An 18173-nucleotide genomic window follows, 5' to 3' on the forward strand; every position below is an offset into this window, starting at 1 on the left:
GGATCTCCGTGTCGGGGAGGTGAATGATCAGGCGGGAGTCAACCAGAGCGTCGCGAGCGGCGGCAGGCGCAGGCTCGCCGACCACGCCTCGCCATGCGAGGGCACGGCTTCGGCCCACACGGCGCCGTCGTTGCCGGCGTTGGTGCCGCCGTACGACGCGGCATCGGTGTTCATCAGTTCGCGCCAGTGGCCGGGCGCGGGCAGGCCGAGCCGGTAACCGGCGCGCGGCACGGGCGTGAAGTTGCAGACGGCGACCACCAGGCGCCCCGTATCGTCGCGGCGCGCGAACGCGAACACGCTGTTGTCGCGGTCGTCGCCGATCAGCCAGGAGAAGCCGGCCGCGTGGCAGTCGAGCGCATGCAGCGCCGGCTCGGCCGCGTACGCGCGGTTGAGATCGCGCACGAGCCGCTGCACGCCGCGATGCGCGGGCGCGTCGAGCAAATCCCAGTGCGGCGTCGCATCGTGCGCGAACTCGCTCCACTGCGCGAATTCGCTGCCCATGAACAGCAGCTTCTTGCCGGGGTGTGCCCACATGAAGCCGAAATACGCGCGCAGCGTCGCGAGCCGCTGCCAGGCGTCGCCGGGCATCTTCGCGACGAGCGAGCCCTTGCCGTGCACGACCTCGTCGTGTGACAGCGGCAGCACGAAGCGCTCGGAGAACGCGTACACGAGCCCGAACGTCATCCGGTCGTGGTGATAGCGGCGGTGGATCGGGTCTTCGTGCAGGTACGCGAGCGTGTCGTGCATCCAGCCCATGTTCCACTTGAAGTCGAAGCCGAGCCCGCCGTCGGCGGTCGGCGCGGTGACGCCCGGCCACGCGGTCGATTCCTCCGCGACGGTGACGACGCCGGCCGGCGCGGTGTCACCGTGCAGCGTGTCGTTCAGCCGGCGCAGGAACGCGACCGATTCGAGGTTTTCGCGGCCGCCGTACACGTTCGGCACCCATTCGCCTTCCTTGCGCGAATAGTCGCGATACAGCATCGACGCGACCGCGTCGACGCGGATGCCGTCGACGTGATAGCGGCGCGCCCACGCGAGCGCCGACGCGACGAGAAACGCATTGACCTCGGTGCGCCCGACGTTGAACACGCAGGTGCTCCAGTCGGGGTGCATCCCCTCGCGCGGATCGGCATGCTCGTACAGCGCGCTGCCGTCGAATTGCGCGAGCCCGTGCGCGTCGTTCGGAAAATGCGCGGGCACCCAGTCGACGAGCACGCCGATGCCGGCCGCGTGCGCGCGATCGACGAAGCGCGCGAAGCCGTCGACCGGCCCGAAGCGCGCGGACGGCGCGAACTGCGCGAGCGGCTGGTAGCCCCACGAGCCGCCGAACGGGTATTCGGCGATCGGCATGAATTCGACGTGCGTGAAGCCCATCCCCTTCACGTACGGAATCAGCCGCTCGGCGAGTTCGTCCCACGTCGCGCTGCGGTCCATCTGTTCGGGGATGCGCTGCCACGACTCCGGATGGACCTCGTAGATCGACCACGGCACGCGATAGCGGTCGTCGTGGCGCGGCCGCGCGTGCATCCAGCCGTCGTCGTGCCAGGCGAACGCGTGGAGCGCCGCGACGTCGGCGACCACCGATGCCGTGCGCGGCGGCGCCTCGGTCGCCCGTGCGCACGGATCGGCCTTGTGCGGCAGCACGTGCCCGTCGGCCGCGACCAGCTCGTACTTGTAGCGCTCGCCCGGGCCGATGCCCGGCACGAACAGCTCCCACACGCCCGACGGCCGCCGCAGCCGCATCGGATGGCGGCGGCCGTCCCATGCGTTGAAATCGCCGACCACCGACACCCGCTGCGCGCTCGGCGCCCACACCGCGAACCGCACGCCGTCGGTATCGTCGATGCGCACCGGTGTCGCGCCGAGGCAGTCGAGCACGGCTTCGGGATCGCCGGCCGAAAAACGCGCAAGCGCCGCTTCGTCGAGCAGCGTGCCGAACGCGTACGCATCGTCGGTCACCTGGTGCGCATCCGGCCAGTCGATCGAGAGCAGATAGTGCGGCGCGCCGCCATCGTGTGCGATCGTCCCCGCGAAGCAGCCGGCGCGATCGACGCAGGCGAGCGTGCCGAGTTCGGCGCCGTCCGGCGACAGCGCGCGCACGCGCTCGGCGCCGGGCAACAGCGCCCGCACGACGATCTGGTCATCGTGTCGGTGCGGGCCGAGGCACGCGAACGGGTCGGGATGGCGGCCGGCGAGCAGCGCATCGATATCGGCGCGGTCGAACAGCGTATCGGTCATGGGTTTCCTCCGTCGTCGGGCAGCGCGCCGTCGCCGAGCAGCCGGTCGACCAGCGCCGCGAGCCCGCCGACCGGCACGCTCAGCCAGTCGGGCCGGTTCGCGGCTTCGTAGCACAGCTCGTACGACGCCTTGTCGATCAGGAACAGCGCGAGCAGGCGGTCCGCATAGTGCGGATCGACGAAGCGCGCGGGCGCAAGGTCGGCCGCCGCGCGATAGCATTCGACGAAGCGGTCGGCGGCGGCCTGCCCGAAGCGGTCGAACAGCGCGCGCTTGCGGCCGGCCGCTTGCGGCGGCGCCTTCTCGATCGCGAACTGTGCGGTCGCGCTGACATAGGACAGCGAGCGCAGCAGGCCGGCCACGTCGCGCAGCGGATGCGATTTCGCGCGCCGCCGCTCGAGCGGGCGCGCCGGTTCGCCTTCGAAGTCGATCAGCAGCGCGTCGCCCTGCACGTCGAGCACCTGGCCCAGATGAAAATCGCCGTGAATCCGCGTGCATTGCGCATCGAGCGTGCGCGGCACGAGCTCGCCGAGCGCCTCGACGGCCGCGTCGCGCGATGCGAGCAGCGCGTCGGCCGACGCGCGGGTAGGCGCATCGAGCGCGTCGAGCCGCGTGCGCAGCACGTCGAGCGCGCGTTCGAACGACGCGATCGCGTCCACGCACCAGCCGTCGACGTGCTCGGGCGTCGCGCGCTCCGGCGCGAACGCGGGATCGTCGGACGGCTGCGCGAGCGCGACGTGCAACTGGCCGAGCCGCGTGCCGATGATGCCGGCGAACGCCGCGTAGCCGAGCAGCGCGTCGGGTTCCTCGTCCGTTTCGGCCGTCTCGCCTTCGTCTGCGGCCGGCAGCGCCAGCTCGTCGATCGCGCGGCGCAGGAAGTCGAACGAGCGCGTCCATGCGTCGCCCTGGTTGTCGACGTAGCGCTGCAGGATCGCGACCGTATGCGGCGTGCCGTCCGGGTCGACGTGCACGACTTCGCCGGCCAGCGTCGCGGTGTTCGCATAGCCGATGCGCGTCAGGTGCCGGCTCATTTCCGCTTCCGGATGAATGCCGTGCGCGACCTTGCGCACCAGCTTCAGCACGATCGCGTCGCCGATCACGAGCGAACTGTTGCTCTGCTCGGCCGCGAGCCAGCGCACTTCCGCGTCGTCGCCCGGATCGAGCCCGGCGAGCGCGTCTTCCGGCAAAAAGGTGAGCCGGCCGCCGTCGGACGTGGGCACCGTCGCGCCGTCGCGCAGCTTGCGCAGCATCCCGCGCGCGAACGCCGGCAGCGCGAACGCATCGGTCAGGTAGCCGACCGTATGGCCGCGCCGCACGCGCGCCAGCGCCAGTTGCGCGAACAGCGGATGGGACGTCTCGCCGCCCCACGCGGTCGCGAGCGGCACCACGTAGCGCTCGACGCCCCCGTCGCTCGCGGACACCCACGCCTCCGCATACTGGAACGGCTCGTCCGGAATCGGCGTGACGACGTTCAGCCACGCGTCGCCGATCTTGCGATCCTTCGATGCGAACCAGCGCCGCCGCGCGAGCCACGACGCGAGCGCGTCGTGCGCCAGCGCGTGCAGTTGCGAGACGTCCGGCCGCGTATCGCCGCGCCGCATCACGAGCGTCACGTATTCGGGCAGCGGCTCCGCATGCGGCTGCCGCCACGACGGCTCGCGGCCATGCTCGGCGAGCACGAACCACAGGAACCCGTACGGCGGGAAGGTGAGGAGATACGGGAGCTGGCCGATCGGCGGAAACGGCGAATCGGACGTCATCTCGATCGGCACGCGGCCCGCGAATTCGGACAGGTCGAGTTCGACCGCCTGCGACGCGCGCGACAGGTTCGCGACGCACAGCACCGGCTCGTGGCCCTCCAGCTCGCGCAGGTACGCGAGCACCTTGCGGTTCTCCGGGCGCAGGAAGCGGATCGTGCCGCGCCCGAACGCCTGCGACGCACGGCGCGTCGCGAGGATGCGCCGCGTCCAGTTCAGCAGCGAATGCGGATCGCGCGTCTGCGCCTCGACGTTGATCGCGTCATAGCCGTACAGCGAGCCCATCACCGGCGGCAGCACCAGCAGTTCGGGGTCGGCGCGCGAGAAGCCGCCGTTGCGGTCCGACGACCACTGCATCGGCGTGCGCACGCCGTCGCGGTCGCCGAGGTGGATGTTGTCGCCCATCCCGAGTTCGTCGCCGTAGTAGATCACCGGCGTGCCGGGCATCGACAGCAGCAGCGAATTGATCAGCTCGATGCGGCGCCGGTCGCGCTCCATCAGCGGCGCGAGCCGGCGCCGGATGCCGAGGTTCAGCCGCGCGCGGCGGTCGCTCGCGTAGGTCTGCCACAGCAGGTCGCGCTCCGAATCGGTGACCATCTCGAGCGTCAGCTCGTCGTGGTTGCGCAGGAACACGGCCCACTGGTTGCTCGGCGCGAGCGCCGGCGTCTGCCGCATGATGTCGAGGATCGGGAAGCGATCCTCGCTCGCGATCGACATGTAGATACGCGGCATCAGCGGGAAGTGGAACGCCATGTGGCATTCGTCCTCGTTGCCGAAGTATTCCTGCACGTCTTCCGGCCACTGGTTCGCTTCCGCGAGCAGCATCCGGTTCGGGTACTCGGCGTCGATCGTCGCGCGGATCCGCTTCAGGATCGCATGCGTCTCGGGCAGGTTCTCGTTGTTGGTGCCTTCGCGCTCGACCAGATACGGCACCGCGTCGAGCCGCAGCCCGTCGATGCCGAGGTCGAGCCAGAAGCGCATCACCTGGATCACTTCGCGCACGACGGCCGGGTTGTCGAAGTTCAGGTCCGGCTGGTGCGAATAGAAGCGGTGCCAGTAGTACTGGCCGGCCACCGGGTCGTGGGTCCAGTTCGACGTTTCGGTATCCAGAAAGATGATCCGCGTGCCTGCGTATTTCGTGTCGGTGTCGGACCACACGTAGTAGTCGCGATGCGTGGAGCCCGGCTTCGCGCGGCGCGCGCGCTGGAACCACGGATGCTGGTCCGACGTGTGGTTGATCACGAGCTCCGCGATCACGCGGATGCCGCGCGCATGCGCCTCGCGGATGAAGCGCCGCACGTCGGCCAGCGTGCCGTAGTCGGGATGCACGTCGCGGTAGTCGGCGATGTCGTAGCCGTCGTCGCGGCGCGGCGACGGATAGAACGGCAGCAGCCAGATCGTGTCGACGCCGAGTTCGGCGATGTAGTCGAGCTTCGCGATCAGGCCGGGGAAATCGCCGATGCCGTCGTTGTTCGAGTCGTAGAACGACTTCACGTGCACCTGGTAGATGATCGCGTCCTTGTACCACAGCGGATCGTCCGCACAGAGCGCGGGTTCGCGGCGGCGCGCGCGGCGCCGGCGCGGCGTGCCGGCCGGCGCGAGCGACGGGAATTGCGCGCGGCGCACGTCGTCGAGGGAATCTTCGCGTTTCATCATGCATGCGCTCCCGAAGGGCGGCGGGCGGAGTCCGGTTCGGGTGCCGCCGCCCGCGCGGCGCCCGGAGACGGCGCGAGCCGCCAGATTGCATACGGCCGCACGTGCGGATCGAGCGACACGTACTGGCGATGGCCGCGCCAGGTTTGCGCGTGCGCGGCGTCCTGTTCGAGCGCATCGAGCGGTTCGCCGTCGGCCAGCCCGAGGCCGCGCCACAGCGCCGCATCGAGCGTGAAGTTCGCGGCCTGCGGATGCCACGGGTCGAGGCTGATCGCGACGATCACCACGCTGTCGAACGCGGGCGTCGCCTTCATGAACACGAGCACCGAATCGTTGTCGGCCTCGACGAACGTGAGCCCGAGATGCGTCTGCAGCGCCGCGTGATCGCGCCGCGCGCGGTTCAGCCGCGCGATTTCCGTGCCGATGTGCGCGGCCTTGCTCCAGTCGCGCGCGCGCAGCTCGTATTTCTCGGCATCCGCGTATTCCTCGCTGTCCGGCAGCGGCGCCGATTCGCCGAGTTCGAAGCCCGAGTACAGGCCCCACGAGCCGGCCAGCGTCGCCGCGAGCGCCGCGCGGATCACGAACTGCGAACGCGGCGCGTTCTGCAGGTGGCGCGGATTGATGTCGGGCGTGTTGACGAAGAAGTTCGGCCGGAAGAATTCGCGTGGCGGGCCGGCGGTCAGCTCGGTCAGGTAGTCGATGAAGTCGCGCTTCGACTCGCGCCACGTGAAGTACGTGTAAGACTGCGAGAAGCCGACTTTCGCGAGGCGGTACATCATCCCCGGCCGCGTGAACGCCTCGGACAGGAACACGACGTCAGGATGCCGGCCGCGCACGTCGGCGATCATCCACGCCCAGAACGGCAGCGGCTTCGTGTGCGGGTTGTCGACGCGGAAGATCCGCACGCCCGCGTCGACCCAGAACAGCACCGCGTCGCGCAGCGCGAGCCACAGGTCGGGCAGCGCGTCCGCCGCGTAGAAGTCGGGGTTCACGATGTCCTGGTAGCGCTTCGGCGGATTCTCCGCGAAGCGCAGCGAGCCGTCGGGCCGCCACGCGAACCAGCCCGGATGCGCGGCGAGCCACGGATGGTCGGGCGAGCACTGGATCGCGAAATCGAGCGCGATCTCGAGCCCGTGCCCGCGCGCGGCGTCGACCAGCGCGCGGAACGACTCGAGCGTGCCGAGCTGCGGATGCACGGCCGTATGGCCGCCGTCGGGCGAGCCGATCGCGTACGGGCTGCCGACGTCGTCGGGGCCGGCGGTCAGGCTGTTGTTGCGGCCCTTGCGCGCGGACGTGCCGATCGGGTGGATCGGCGGGAAATACAGCACGTCGAAACCCATGTCGCGGATGCGCGGCAAATGCGCGATCACGTCGTCGAACGTGCCGTGCCGGTGCGGATCGTCACTCGCCGAGCGCGGAAACATCTCGTACCAGCTCGAGAAGCGCGCCTGGCGGCGTTCGACGTCGACCGGGTAGGTCGTCGCGTCGTGCGTGACGAACGGGCGGTAGCGCAGCGCCGCGAACGCGTCGGCGAGCGCGGGCGCGCCGATCAACGCGAGGCGGTCGTCGGGCGACGCGTCCTTGAGTTCGGCGGCGAGCCGCTCCATCTGCTTGACCGCGCGCGGATCGACGGGATCGGCGAGCTTCAGCGCGGTGGCGAGCAGCAGTTGCGCTTCGCGCACCTCCAGCGTCACGTCCTGGCCGGCCGCGCGCTTCTTCGCGATATCGGTGACGAGCGACGCCCAGTCGTCGCGCCACGCGACCACGCGGAATTCATGGCGGCCGAGCCGGTCGAGCGTGACGCGTGCGTGCCAGCGGTCGTTCGGCTCGGCTTCGAACGGCACTTCGCGCCAGGTGTCGTCGTCGGCGGCGCGCCACTGGAGCACGGCCGCGAGATGCGCGTGCCCGTCCGTGAAGATCGACGCGCTGACGACGAGCGGCTCGCCGATCACGCGCTTGATCGCGAAGCGGCCGTCGTCGACCGACGGCTCGACGCGCTCGATCGCGATCCGGTCGGCCACGAGCGCGGCCGACAGCGCGGTGCGTTCGCGCGCGGCGTCGGCGCGCGTCGTGACGGGCGGCGCCCGCCATGCATGCAGCAGCGCATACGCGCCGGGGGCGAGCGTGAACGGCTCGAGCGCGGCCGGCGGATGCGTGTGCGCGCCGTCCTGCGTGACGACGCGCGTGAAGCCGCCCGGCACGCCGGGCAGGATCGTCGCGGGGTCGACCGTCGCCGGCGCGTCGAGATCGGGATTCAATGCGATCAGCAACGCCGCGTCGTCATGTTCGAGCAGCGGCCCGGTGCCGCGCAGCAGCGCGGTCGCGCTCGCGCCCGGCGCGCTCAGTTGCACGATTTCGCCGCGCGCCGCCGCGACGGGCGTGGCGCGGCGCCACGCGTTCGCATCGGCGAGCGCGCCCGACAGGTCGAAACGCGCGTGCTCGAACGCGGCGCGGTAGCGCGCGGCGTCCGCGTCGCGGGCCATTAGCGGCACGGTCACGCCGCGCTCGAAGCCCATCGGCACGAGCCAGCCGGTGCCGACGGCCGCGGCCGTCCACAGCGCGCGGCGATACGCACGGGCGACGGTGTCGTCCGGCGCGTCGGGCCAGTCGTCGGCGAGACGCGGGCCGTCGGGCGCATCGGGAAACGCGATCGGCGCGCCGATGCGGCGCAGCAGCCGGTGCTCGTCCGCGAACCACGGCGCGCGCAGGTCCCACCAGCGCACCGATGAAAACACCGCGTCGAACCCGGCGGCTTCGAGTTGCGCGAGCGCGTCACGTGCATGACCGGGCACCCCGGCGAGCACCGCGACGTCCGGGCGCGCACGGCGCAGCGCCGCGCGCCAGCCCGGCCACCAGTCGGCCGGCAGGTGATGCGGCGCGTCGATCAGGAAGCCGGCCGCGCCCGCGTCGGCGTACGTCGCGAGATGCGCGCACCACCATGCCGACAGCGCGTCGCGCACGGCTTCGTCGGCGGTGTTCGCATGCGCGATATCCAGTGCGTGCGCGGTGCCGCGCGGATCGATCAGCGCGTCGTCGTGCGTACGCTCGACGTACCAGTCAGGATGCTCGGCGCGCAGCGGATTGTCGCGCGCGATGCGGTCGGGCACGACTTCGAGCAGCAGGCGCAGCCCGTGACCCTTCGCCAGTTGCGCGAGCCGCGAGAAGGTTTCGAGCGCGCTCGCGCGTGTCTCGAACGACTGGGCCGGCCGCCGGAAATCCGCCACGTGGCGCGGAAAGCCGGCCACGCTCGCGGCCCAGAACGCGCCGATCAGCACGTGATCGAAGCCCATCCCCGCGATGTGCGCGAAGGTTTGCGGCCACGCGTCGAGCGGCCCGACGAGGCGGGCGTCGCAGAAGTAGAGGTGCGGAGCGAACGGTGGTGTGGAGTCCATGGCGGGGCGCGGCGTGGGCGAGTGGCGCGAGCGGTAAAGCCGGTTCGTCGCAACCTGCGTGCCTGCTGCGCGAACGTCAGCAGAACGGGGGCGTGCAGGGGAAGGCGGTTTGAAGGGGCCTGTCGTTTTTACATGAGCGCCAGGCCCACGTATGTACTACATGCGCGGTATGGAGCGGATATCCGAACTGTCGCCCGTCGCGGCATCATCGTCCGTCGTCGGAATCGGCACACCCGGGTCATACCGCACCACCGCGCCATGTTCGATCCGGTGCGGGAACGGCGGCGGCTCGTCCACCTGGTCGCCGAAGCGCGCACGCACGAACGCGCGCAGCAGCGCCTCGCGCGCCGTGTGGCCATGCGCGCCGCAGGTCGACGGGCCGTCGACGAACGTCGCGTCGCATTCGACCTCATCGCCATGGCGGGCGATCCGCAGGTCCTCCACGCGATCGAGCACCGCGCCCGCGTCGGCCCACGACGCCGAAGGCGCGAACGGTGCGTCGAGATGCCGGAACGCGTCGCACGCGGCCGTCACGACCACGGTCGGCGCGACCGCCGTGAAGCGCAGCGTGTCTTCGTCATCGGCGCACAACGCGCGTGCGCACCAGTAGTCGAGATCCTTTCCGTCGAGTGCGTCGGTTCGCATGGGCTGCCTCCGTTCGATCGAAAAACGCGTCAGCGCGCAAGCGCCGTGCCCGTCGCGGGCGTCGAACGCATCCGCGCCACCAGCGGGTAGTGGTCCGACGCGTGCCGCGCCCGCGCGCTGCGGTGCACGACCACGTCGACCAGCAGCTCGCCCGGATGAATCCAGATCCGGTCCAGCGAGAACACCGGGCACACGGTCGGGAACGTGCGTGGCGCCGGCGCACGACGGAACCGCGTGACGAGCGCCTGCAGCGCGCGGCCGCGCACGAACCATTCGTTGATGTCGCCGAGCAGGATCACCGGCATCGCGCCGGTATCGAATGCCGCGAGCAGCCGCTGCACCTGCGCGCTGCGTTCGCTGGCCGACAGCCCGAGATGGGTCGCGACCACGCGGATCGGGCCCGTGCTGCAGTCGATGTCGGCGTCGAGCGCGCCGCGCGGCTCGCGCGGGTGGAACGACAGGTCGAGCGTGCGCGCCGCGCGGATCGGGCAGCGCGACAGCACCGCGTTGCCGTAGCGGCGCTCGGGCGTGTCGATCGTCGGGCCGGCCACCGCGTGCATGCCGGTCGCGTCGCGCAGGTGCGCGAGCACGTCGGGCGCGCGCGTGCCGCCGAGCGGCACTTCCTGCAGCGCGATCACGTCCGCGTCGAGTTCGTCGATCACGGCCGCGATCCGGTCGACCGCACGTGCCGGCCATGTACCGTAGCCGCCGTGGATGTTGTAGGTCGCGATCCGCAGGTCGCGCCCGCCCGGCGCGGCGGCGGGCGCCGCGTCGGCGGTGACGACGTGCGGCGCCGGGGCCGGTTGTTGGCTCAGTGCCATCGTCGCAGCATCCTCACGAGCAGGATCGACACGCCGACCAGCGCGAGGCCGATCGCCGCGAGCCACGCGAACGCGCCGGGCCCCGGATGGCTGAGCGCGGCGCTCAGCTGGTGCGCGAACGTGACGGTCAGCACGATGCCGGGCAGCATCCCGAGCGCGGTGCCGATCAGGTAGTCGCGCAGCCCGATGTGCGACGCGCCGGCGACGAGGTTCACGACGGTGAACGGCGCGATCGGCAGCAGCCGCAGCACGGCCATCGCGACCACGCCGCGCCGGCCGATGTGCTCGCTCAGCCGGTTCGCGCGCGGGCCGGCGAGCCGGCGCACCGCGTCGCGCCCGAGCCAGCGGCCCAGCGCGTAGGTCGCGGCGGCGGCCGCCAGCGAGCCGACGCCCGCATACGCGAAGCCCGGCCACGCGCCGAACACGAGCCCCGTCGCGGCGATCAGCAGCGTGATCGGCACCGCGCAGGTCGCCGCCACCACGTAGGCCGCGAGCAGCAGCACCGGCGCGGCCGGCAGCCGCGCGATGCCGGCCACCGCGTGCGACAGCGATGCGACGTTCAGGTGTGCGCCCAGCGGCGTGAAGCGCCACGCGAGCGCCAGCGCGGCGATCGCGAGCACGATCGCGCCCAGCACGAAAAAGCGCGCGGTGAGCGAGCGGTGCTGTTCGTGCGGCACGAATTCGCGGACGAACCGGTCGGGCTCGATCGGCTGCTCGGGGTCGAGCCGCGCGCTGACCGGCACGAGCGCCTCGAATTGCGGCGACACGGCCGGATCGAGCGTGCGCAGCGTGCGGCCAGGCTTCGCGCGCAGCCGGTCGAGTACGACGTTCGGCCGTTCCCCACACGCGAACGCTTCGGCCACAGCCGCAGGCGTCGTGCCGAGATGCTCGGCCAGCAGCCGCTCGCGCATGCCGGCGATCGCGCCGCGGATGCGCGGATCACCGGCTGCGACGAGCGCGATGCAGCATTCGGTATCGAGCACCATCGAGCGGTTATTGAGGTTCGCGCTGCCGATCACGATGCATTCGTCGTCGACGATCGCGAGCTTGCTGTGCACGTTCACGCACCCGTCGCCGAGCCCGTCGACGTGCGGATACAGCAGCCGGTAGCGGTCGAAGCGGTCGGCCGACGCGAGCGTCGCGTGCAGCCGCGCGCGCAGCACGCCCATCGTCGCTTCCTGCAGCCAGCCGCTCTGCACGCGCGGCGCGACGACGGTGACGTCCGGCCCGTCCGTATCGGCGAGGCGCGCGGACAACGCTTCGCGCACCACCGCCGCGGTGAAATACTGGTTTTCGACATACAGGTGCCGCTGCGCGGCGCGGATCGTGTCCTCGACCAGCGCGCGCACCTGCCGCACCGGTTCACGCCCGCCGTGGCGCGGCGCCGTATAGGCGATGCCGAGCTGCACGTCGTGCACGTCGACGCGCGCCTCGTGCGGCCACGGATCGTCGTCGTCGGGCCGCTCGAGATGCCGCTGCGCGCGGATCGCGATCGGGCGCCCGCACGCTTGTAGCCAGCGGGCCCGCGCCTGATCGCCGATCGCGGCGGCCGCATCGCCGTCGAACATCGCGTGCACGTCGTGGAACGGCCCGTACGGCATGCCTTGCTCGTCGCGGCGGCGCGGATCGTCGGCTGCGTGCGCGGGTGTGTCCCAGCGGGCGCGCGTCAGGTCGAGGCCGCCGACGAACGCGAGCCGGTCGTCGATCACGACCAGCTTCTGGTGATGCGACGCGCCGCGCGGGTGTGCATCGTCGAGCCGGAACCGGATGCCGCGATGCGCGCGCCAGCCGGCCCGATACACGGGCGGCCAGTCGCGCTCCAGCGCGTAGATCATCGCGAAATCCCACGCGAGCACGTAGATGCGCAGGTTGTGACGAGCAGACGCGAGCGCATGCAGGAAGGCCGCAAGCGTGTCGGGCAGCGTGTCGTCCGCGCCGCCCGGCGCGAGCCGCATCCGGCTGTCGACGTCCCAGCCGACGATGAACACCGTATGGCGCGCACGCAGCAGCGCGGCGCGCAGCGTCGAGAAATACGCGTCGCCGTCGACCAGCATTGCGAAGCGGTCTGCGTGGCGGATCGTGTCGCAGTTGCGCCCGCGTTCGAGCAGGCCGTGCCGCGACGGGCCGTCCGCCGGCGCGGCGTCGACGCGCCGGTCGTCGGCGCGGGTCATGCGATCCGGCGCGATCATCGGGCCCCGACGTCCCGGTTGCCGTCGATCCGCTGCAACAGCGCATCGCAGCGTGCGCGAAGCCCCTGCAACTCCGGCGAATGCGCGTCGAGCCGCGCATGCTCGCCGTGCGCGACCGCGATGTCGTAGATCTCCTGCGCGATCGTCGCCGACGCGTGCGCGATCCTGATCCGGTCGAGCCAGTCGCATTCGGCGCGCTGGCACGCGAGCCACGCGCGCAGCGCGCCCACCAGCTGGCTGGTCGTGAGCCAGGCGCCGCTGCGCATGCGCGCGGCGAGCTGGCTCGTCACGAGATAGGAGAGCAGGTCGGTCTGGGTCACACGAAACTCCTTGACGAGGTGTCGGGTTGACAGGTCCGTACGCACGCGATGTTTTGCAGCGTCTCGCAGATCGCCGCAAATTCCGGCCCGCTCGTGCGCGAGAACGAGACGGAGATGTCGTCGGTGTCCGGATCGTCGTCCGATTGCTGGACGATGAACCGTTTCACGCGCACCCGGCCGGGGCCGAGCGCTTCGTGCAGCGTGCCGAGCGTGAGGCCGCCGCGCTCGACCACGAGCTGCAGTGTGCGCTGCTGGCGCTGCGCGATGAAGCGGCGCTCGAGCGGCTTCACGCCCGCGAGGATCGCGAGCACGATCGCCGTCGCGCCGACCGACGCAACCACCATGCCGCCGCCCGCGGCGAGCCCGACGCCGGCCACCGCCCACAGGCTCGCGGCCGTCGTCAGCCCGCGCACCACTTCGCCGCGCAGCAGGATCGAGCCCGCGCCGAGAAAGCCGATGCCGGACACCACTTGCGCGGCGACCCGCGACGGATCGAGCACGACGCCGTTCTGCCCGCGCACGTCCTCGAAGCCGAACGTCGACACCAGCATCACAAGCGCGGAACCGACGCACACGAGCATGTGCGTGCGCAGCCCGGCGGCCCAGTTCAGGCGTTCGCGTTCGAGCCCGATCACGCTGCCGAGCAGCGCGGCCAGCAACAGGCGTCCTAGTAGTTCGAGGTGGCCGATCATGATGTGCATCCCTTCCGGCCCTCAGCGAAGCGGGCCTGGTAGCGGTTCGATGCGGAAAAGGGACGCAAGCAGCGTGCCGGCCGGGCACGGCGCGTGCGCGCAAGGCCGGCGGCGCGCCTGACGAGCATGCGGCGCGCATTTTTTGCATCGCTATCGCAGATAAGACAGGAGGCCACCGTGGCACATCAACAGGACGCACAGGTTCGGGACCCGTATCGCGGCCACGAGATTTTCGTCTGGGCGCGACCCAACGAGCGCGGCGCATGGCGCGACGAGGTGCAGGTGTACGTCAACGGCGCGCGCATCGAGCTGGTGGTGCCGGAAGCCGCCGGCCCGGAATGGCTGACCGAGGTCGAGGCGCTGCGGGCGGGCCTCGAGCGCGGCCGCTATCTGATCGACAAGCGCGTGGACGACGACTGACTGGCATCGCGCTTGCGGCGCCGTGTGCCGCGACAGCGCACCACGGCAAGTACCTTGTGAACCCATGCCGGCCCGCGCCGGGAGGAACCGATGAGCGATCCGCGTACCCTGCATATCTACCGCTACGACCCCGACCGCGACGCGGCGCCTTACCTGCAGCGCTACGAGATCGACGTGAACCCGGACGACCGCATGCTGCTCGACGTGCTGGGCCGCGTGAAATGCGACGACGAGACGCTGTCGTATCGGCGCTCCTGCCGTGAAGGCATCTGCGGCTCGGACGCGATGAACATCAACGGCAAGAACGGCCTCGCATGCCTGACGAACATGCAGACGCTGCCGCGCGAGATCGTGCTGCGGCCGTTGCCGGGGCTGCCGGTGGTGCGCGACCTGATCGTCGACATGACCGATTTCTTCAACCAGTACCACTCGATCCGGCCATACCTGATCAACGACACGACGCCGCCCGCGCGCGAGCGGCTGCAATCGCCGGAGGAGCGCGACCAGCTCGACGGACTGTACGAATGCATCCTGTGCGCGTGCTGTTCGACGTCGTGTCCGAGCTACTGGTGGAACCCGGACAAGTTCGTCGGTCCGGCCGGGCTGCTGCAGGCGTACCGCTTCATCGCCGATTCGCGCGATCTCGCGACGGCCGAGCGGCTCGACGATCTCGAGGACCCGTACCGGCTGTTCCGCTGCCGGACGATCATGAATTGCACGGACGTGTGCCCGAAGGGGCTGAATCCGACCAAGGCGATTTCGGAGATCCGGACGATGCTGGTCAGGCGGACGGTGTAGCGCGGGACATCCCGGGGGCCAGGGCTCCGCTATTTCCCGGCAAACGCGTCCGCCTGCGCGGTGCGATGCCGTGCCGCAACGCGATCGCCGGCCGGATAGAACTGCCGCGCCCATCGCTGGAACACCGGATACGGCCCGTCGCCTGCGACCGGGGTACCGTAGCCGGTGTAGTCGCGATGGCTCCACACCATGATGTCTTCCTTGAACACCGGCACCAGCCACAGCCGGTGCAGCAACCGGCCGAGCGCGGCGTAGACGATCCGCTGCAACGGAGCCGGCCACCTCGACAGCCACGAAAAGCGGAACGAGATACCGTCCCGGAAGGTCCAGCGCAACGGCGCGACCTGCACGCCGCACGCGAAGATCTTCGCTTCGAGGCCGATCGCCTTCATTTCATGATCGGACGACACGCAGCCAAGGCCGTGAACGCCGATCAGCGTGCGCCATTTGATGTTCTTCCACGCCATGTCGACCTGCATCGAAATGCGCGGGCCGTCGATCACGGGCGTATGCGGCTTCATGTCCTTCCAGCGATGCAGCGCGCCGAAATGTTCGAGATCGAAGCCGTTTTCCGGCAGGTTCTGCATCACGCCGCGTAGCGTGAATGCCTGGCCGACCGGTGCCGAGAAGCCGGTCATGTCCACTTCCGGCAGTTCCCAGGTCGGCGCCAGGCCGTCGGCGTTCTGCCATACGAACACGAAGCCGTTCCACTCGCGCACATGCCAGGTGCGAAGCGTCAGCCGTTGGCCGCCTTTCGTGCAGCCGGCGGCGATACGCCGGCCGTCGGGGCCGTACGCGTAGTGATGGAACGGACAGACGATCTGCTCGCCGTCGACCGTGCCGCCGTGGCCGAGATGCGCGCCCTGGTGCGGGCAATACGCGTCGACCGCGCAGGCGACGCCCGAGGCCGTCCGGTACAGCACGACGTCGCGTCCCATGAACGGCGTCGTGAGCACGGCCCCGCGCTTCAGTTCGCGGCTGAAACACAGCGCGAACCACCCGTCCGGATAGGGCAGCGGCGCGGTTTCGTCGACGGGGCCGGCTGCATGCATCGCGCGCTCCTGCATCGGCATGGCACTCATCGCGCGAATTCCCGATCGACATGTGCGACGGCCGCCGACACGGGGCCGTCTCGCCCGTCGGGTGCGTCGCCGCCGGGCGCCGGGTAGAACTGCGCGGCCCAGCGCCGGAACGTCATGATCGGCAGCTCGCCGGCCATCAGCGTCGGGCGTGCGTCGTAGTCGCGGTGATCCCAGATGCGCAGGTCGCGCCTGAATTGCGGCACGAACCACAGCCGGTATGCGGCGCTCGCGAGGACCTCGTGCAGGGCCCGGCGCAGCGGCGACGGCCACGCCGATGCACGTTCGACGCGCAGCGCGACGAATTCGCGGCAGGTCCAGCGATCGGGTTCGATCTGCGTCGGGAACAGCACGACCCGTGCGTGCAGCCCGAGGTCCGGCAGTTCCATGCGCGCGGCCATGCAGCCCAGGCCGTGCATCGTGATGTCCAGCAGCAGCCGCTGCCCGAGCAGCACGAGCGTCGAGCGCATCGTCAGCCGGTGGCCGTCGGCTTGCAGCGGCTCCAGCACCGGATTCGACCAGCCGTGCACCGGGCTGAAATGATTGACGTCGACGCCGTTCTCGGCCGGATTCTGCAGGCTGCCGTTCAGCGTGTGGCACTGGCCGCGCGGCCGCGAATAGCCGTCGAGGTCGAGTTCGGGCAGCGACCACGACGGCGCTGCGCCCGCACGGTTCTGCCATGCGAGCACGAGGCCGTTCCATTCGCATACGGGGCGCTGCCGCAGCGCGGCGGCGGGCGGCTTGCCGTCGCGCCCGGCGCGCACGCAGGTGCCGTCCGGCGCGAACGCGAGGTGATGGAACGGGCATACGATCTCCTCGCCGCGCACGACGCCGCCGTGCCCGAGATGCGCGCCGAGGTGCGGACAATGCGGCGCGACCGCGCGAATCAGGCCGGATGCCGTTCGATACAGCACGACGTCCGCGCCCATGAAGCGCGTTACGACGAGCGCGCCGGGTTTGACGTCGCGGCTGTAGGCCAGCGCGAACCAGCCGTCCGGATAGCGATGTCGCGAAGCGGCGGCGGATTCGGGCACAAGAGGGATCGGTGCGTGCATGTGCGTCTCCAGTCACCGGGGCGAAGCATGCCGGTCCGCCGCCGCGATTTCCTCGAGCGTCGGCAGTGCCGTCATCGCGACTGCGCCGCCGGCGAAGCGCCCGCCGCCGAGATCGTCGCCGTGGTAGCGGGTGCTGAATGCATGAAACTCCGCATTGCCGGCACTCATGTAACACAGCTCCGTCACGTAGGCCTGCGCGTCGGCGTCGCCGGCCAGCGCGCCCGTCGCGACCGCTTCACGCGCGTCGATCAGGCGGCGCTCGTTCGACGTGCAGCGTGCCGCCAGCCGGTCGAGCGCCGCCTGGGCGTTCAGTTGCTCGACGCGCATCAGGATCCACACGGCATTGAATCGCTCGTGCGCGGACCATTCCTTGCGAAACGAAAACAGGTCGTTGACGAGAATCACCGAGTCGATCGTCGCGTCCCGCGCGTCGGCCAGCGCCGCGTGTTGCGCGAGGTGCTGCCCCATGTCGATGTCGAGCGCGTATTCGATGAGCAGCGTGATCCAGTGGCCGAAGCCCTCGACCCGGCGAAACGCCAGATAGTCGGCCAACGACAGGCGCGTTGCGTCGGTTGCCGTCGGGCTGGCCTGCGTATGGACCTGCTCGCGGATGCATTCGACGAACCGCCGCCAGAAGGCCGGGCGCGCCTCGCTCTGGGTGCGCATCAACTGCAGCGTGTCGTGCAGCAGCCGCGCGGAAGGTGCGTCGGCCGGCGGCGGCGTGCCGTCGACGGCCGCCAGGAAATGCTCGCGCAACGAGTCGAGCCCCGCCTGATCGCCGGTGCGTGCGAGATGCGTGAAGGCGTCGTCCATCAGCGTCGTGACGTGCATCATGCGGTGGAGCGCGTACACGCGATCGGGCCGCGCATTCGGGTAGCACAGGCTGCCATACGCGGGAATGCGCTGCGCGAGAAAACGGCGCGCCGCTGCGTCGCTGCGATAGTGCTGCACGATGTACGGGTAGTCGTCGATCGCGAGTTGCCGCTCGATTGCTTCATGCTGCGGGTGCCGTGCGACGGGCAGCGACAGATGCGGCAGCGGCAGCACCAGCGTTTGCGTCTCGCTGGGCGGGGCGCTCGTGGCGCGTGGCGTTCCGGATGCTTGCATGCGGCTCTCC

13 protein-coding genes are annotated in these 18173 nt (G+C 70.5%); 2 read left to right on the top strand and 11 right to left on the bottom strand.

Translation table 11 applies throughout. The features are described 5' to 3' along the window. Positions 1-27: 27 nt before the first annotated feature. The 8 genes from glgB to SY91_RS33555 form a co-directional block, all read right to left on the bottom strand. Complete coding sequence (gene glgB / locus SY91_RS33520) at positions 28-2238, bottom strand: 1,4-alpha-glucan branching protein GlgB (protein ID WP_023477697.1); 2211 nt, start codon at positions 2236-2238, stop codon at positions 28-30. After that, complete coding sequence (treS, locus tag SY91_RS33525; protein ID WP_043888537.1) at positions 2235-5645, bottom strand: maltose alpha-D-glucosyltransferase; 3411 nt, start codon at positions 5643-5645, stop codon at positions 2235-2237. The genes glgB and treS overlap by 4 nt, the downstream gene beginning before the upstream one ends. Beyond that, positions 5645-9037, bottom strand: a complete 3393-nt coding sequence (locus SY91_RS33530; RefSeq protein WP_185921484.1) for a maltotransferase domain-containing protein — start codon at positions 9035-9037, stop codon at positions 5645-5647. The genes treS and SY91_RS33530 overlap by 1 nt, the downstream gene beginning before the upstream one ends. A 156-nt stretch (positions 9038-9193) precedes the next feature. Further along, complete coding sequence (locus tag SY91_RS33535; protein ID WP_023478139.1) at positions 9194-9682, bottom strand: phage protein NinX family protein; 489 nt, start codon at positions 9680-9682, stop codon at positions 9194-9196. A gap of 29 nt (positions 9683-9711) precedes the next feature. After that, positions 9712-10503, bottom strand: a complete 792-nt coding sequence (locus tag SY91_RS33540; RefSeq protein WP_023478140.1) for an endonuclease/exonuclease/phosphatase family protein — start codon at positions 10501-10503, stop codon at positions 9712-9714. Then, the gene (locus tag SY91_RS33545) at positions 10494-12692 is read right to left on the bottom strand and encodes a VTT domain-containing protein (RefSeq protein WP_185921485.1); all 2199 of its coding nucleotides are present in this window, start codon (positions 12690-12692) and stop codon (positions 10494-10496) included. Before SY91_RS33545 ends, SY91_RS33540 begins: the two co-directional genes overlap by 10 nt. After that, complete coding sequence (locus SY91_RS33550) at positions 12689-13012, bottom strand: hypothetical protein (protein ID WP_012336640.1); 324 nt, start codon at positions 13010-13012, stop codon at positions 12689-12691. The genes SY91_RS33545 and SY91_RS33550 overlap by 4 nt, the downstream gene beginning before the upstream one ends. Then, entirely contained in the window at positions 13009-13704 is a 696-nt protein-coding gene (locus tag SY91_RS33555) for an MgtC/SapB family protein (protein WP_043887773.1), read from the bottom strand. Before SY91_RS33555 ends, SY91_RS33550 begins: the two co-directional genes overlap by 4 nt. Before the next feature lie 177 nt (positions 13705-13881). Between SY91_RS33555 and SY91_RS33560 the strand changes: the two genes are divergently transcribed. Next, positions 13882-14124 carry a DUF6566 family protein gene (locus SY91_RS33560; RefSeq protein WP_023476627.1) on the top strand — a complete coding sequence of 81 codons (243 nt, stop codon included), beginning with the start codon at positions 13882-13884 and terminating at the stop codon, positions 14122-14124. A 90-nt stretch (positions 14125-14214) separates the two neighbouring features. Continuing rightward, positions 14215-14922 (top strand): succinate dehydrogenase/fumarate reductase iron-sulfur subunit, encoded by a 708-nt coding sequence (locus tag SY91_RS33565; protein WP_023476628.1) that lies wholly within the window; start codon positions 14215-14217, stop codon positions 14920-14922. Between the two features lie 29 nt (positions 14923-14951). Here the strand turns inward: SY91_RS33565 and SY91_RS33570 are convergent, their stop codons facing one another. From SY91_RS33570 to SY91_RS33580, 3 genes are read right to left on the bottom strand one after another with little or no spacing between them, the layout of a single operon-like run. Beyond that, entirely contained in the window at positions 14952-16004 is a 1053-nt protein-coding gene (locus SY91_RS33570) for a Rieske (2Fe-2S) protein (RefSeq protein WP_043887748.1), read from the bottom strand. Further along, entirely contained in the window at positions 16001-17056 is a 1056-nt protein-coding gene (locus SY91_RS33575) for a Rieske 2Fe-2S domain-containing protein (RefSeq protein WP_043887750.1), read from the bottom strand. The genes SY91_RS33570 and SY91_RS33575 overlap by 4 nt, the downstream gene beginning before the upstream one ends. Positions 17057-17068: 12 nt before the next feature. Next, positions 17069-18163: a terpene synthase family protein gene (locus tag SY91_RS33580; RefSeq protein WP_023476631.1), complete on the bottom strand. Its 1095-nt coding sequence runs from the start codon at positions 18161-18163 to the stop codon at positions 17069-17071. Positions 18164-18173 lie beyond the last annotated feature (10 nt).

This window comes from Burkholderia cenocepacia (assembly GCF_014211915.1).
In the GTDB taxonomy this organism is placed as follows: domain Bacteria; phylum Pseudomonadota; class Gammaproteobacteria; order Burkholderiales; family Burkholderiaceae; genus Burkholderia; species Burkholderia orbicola.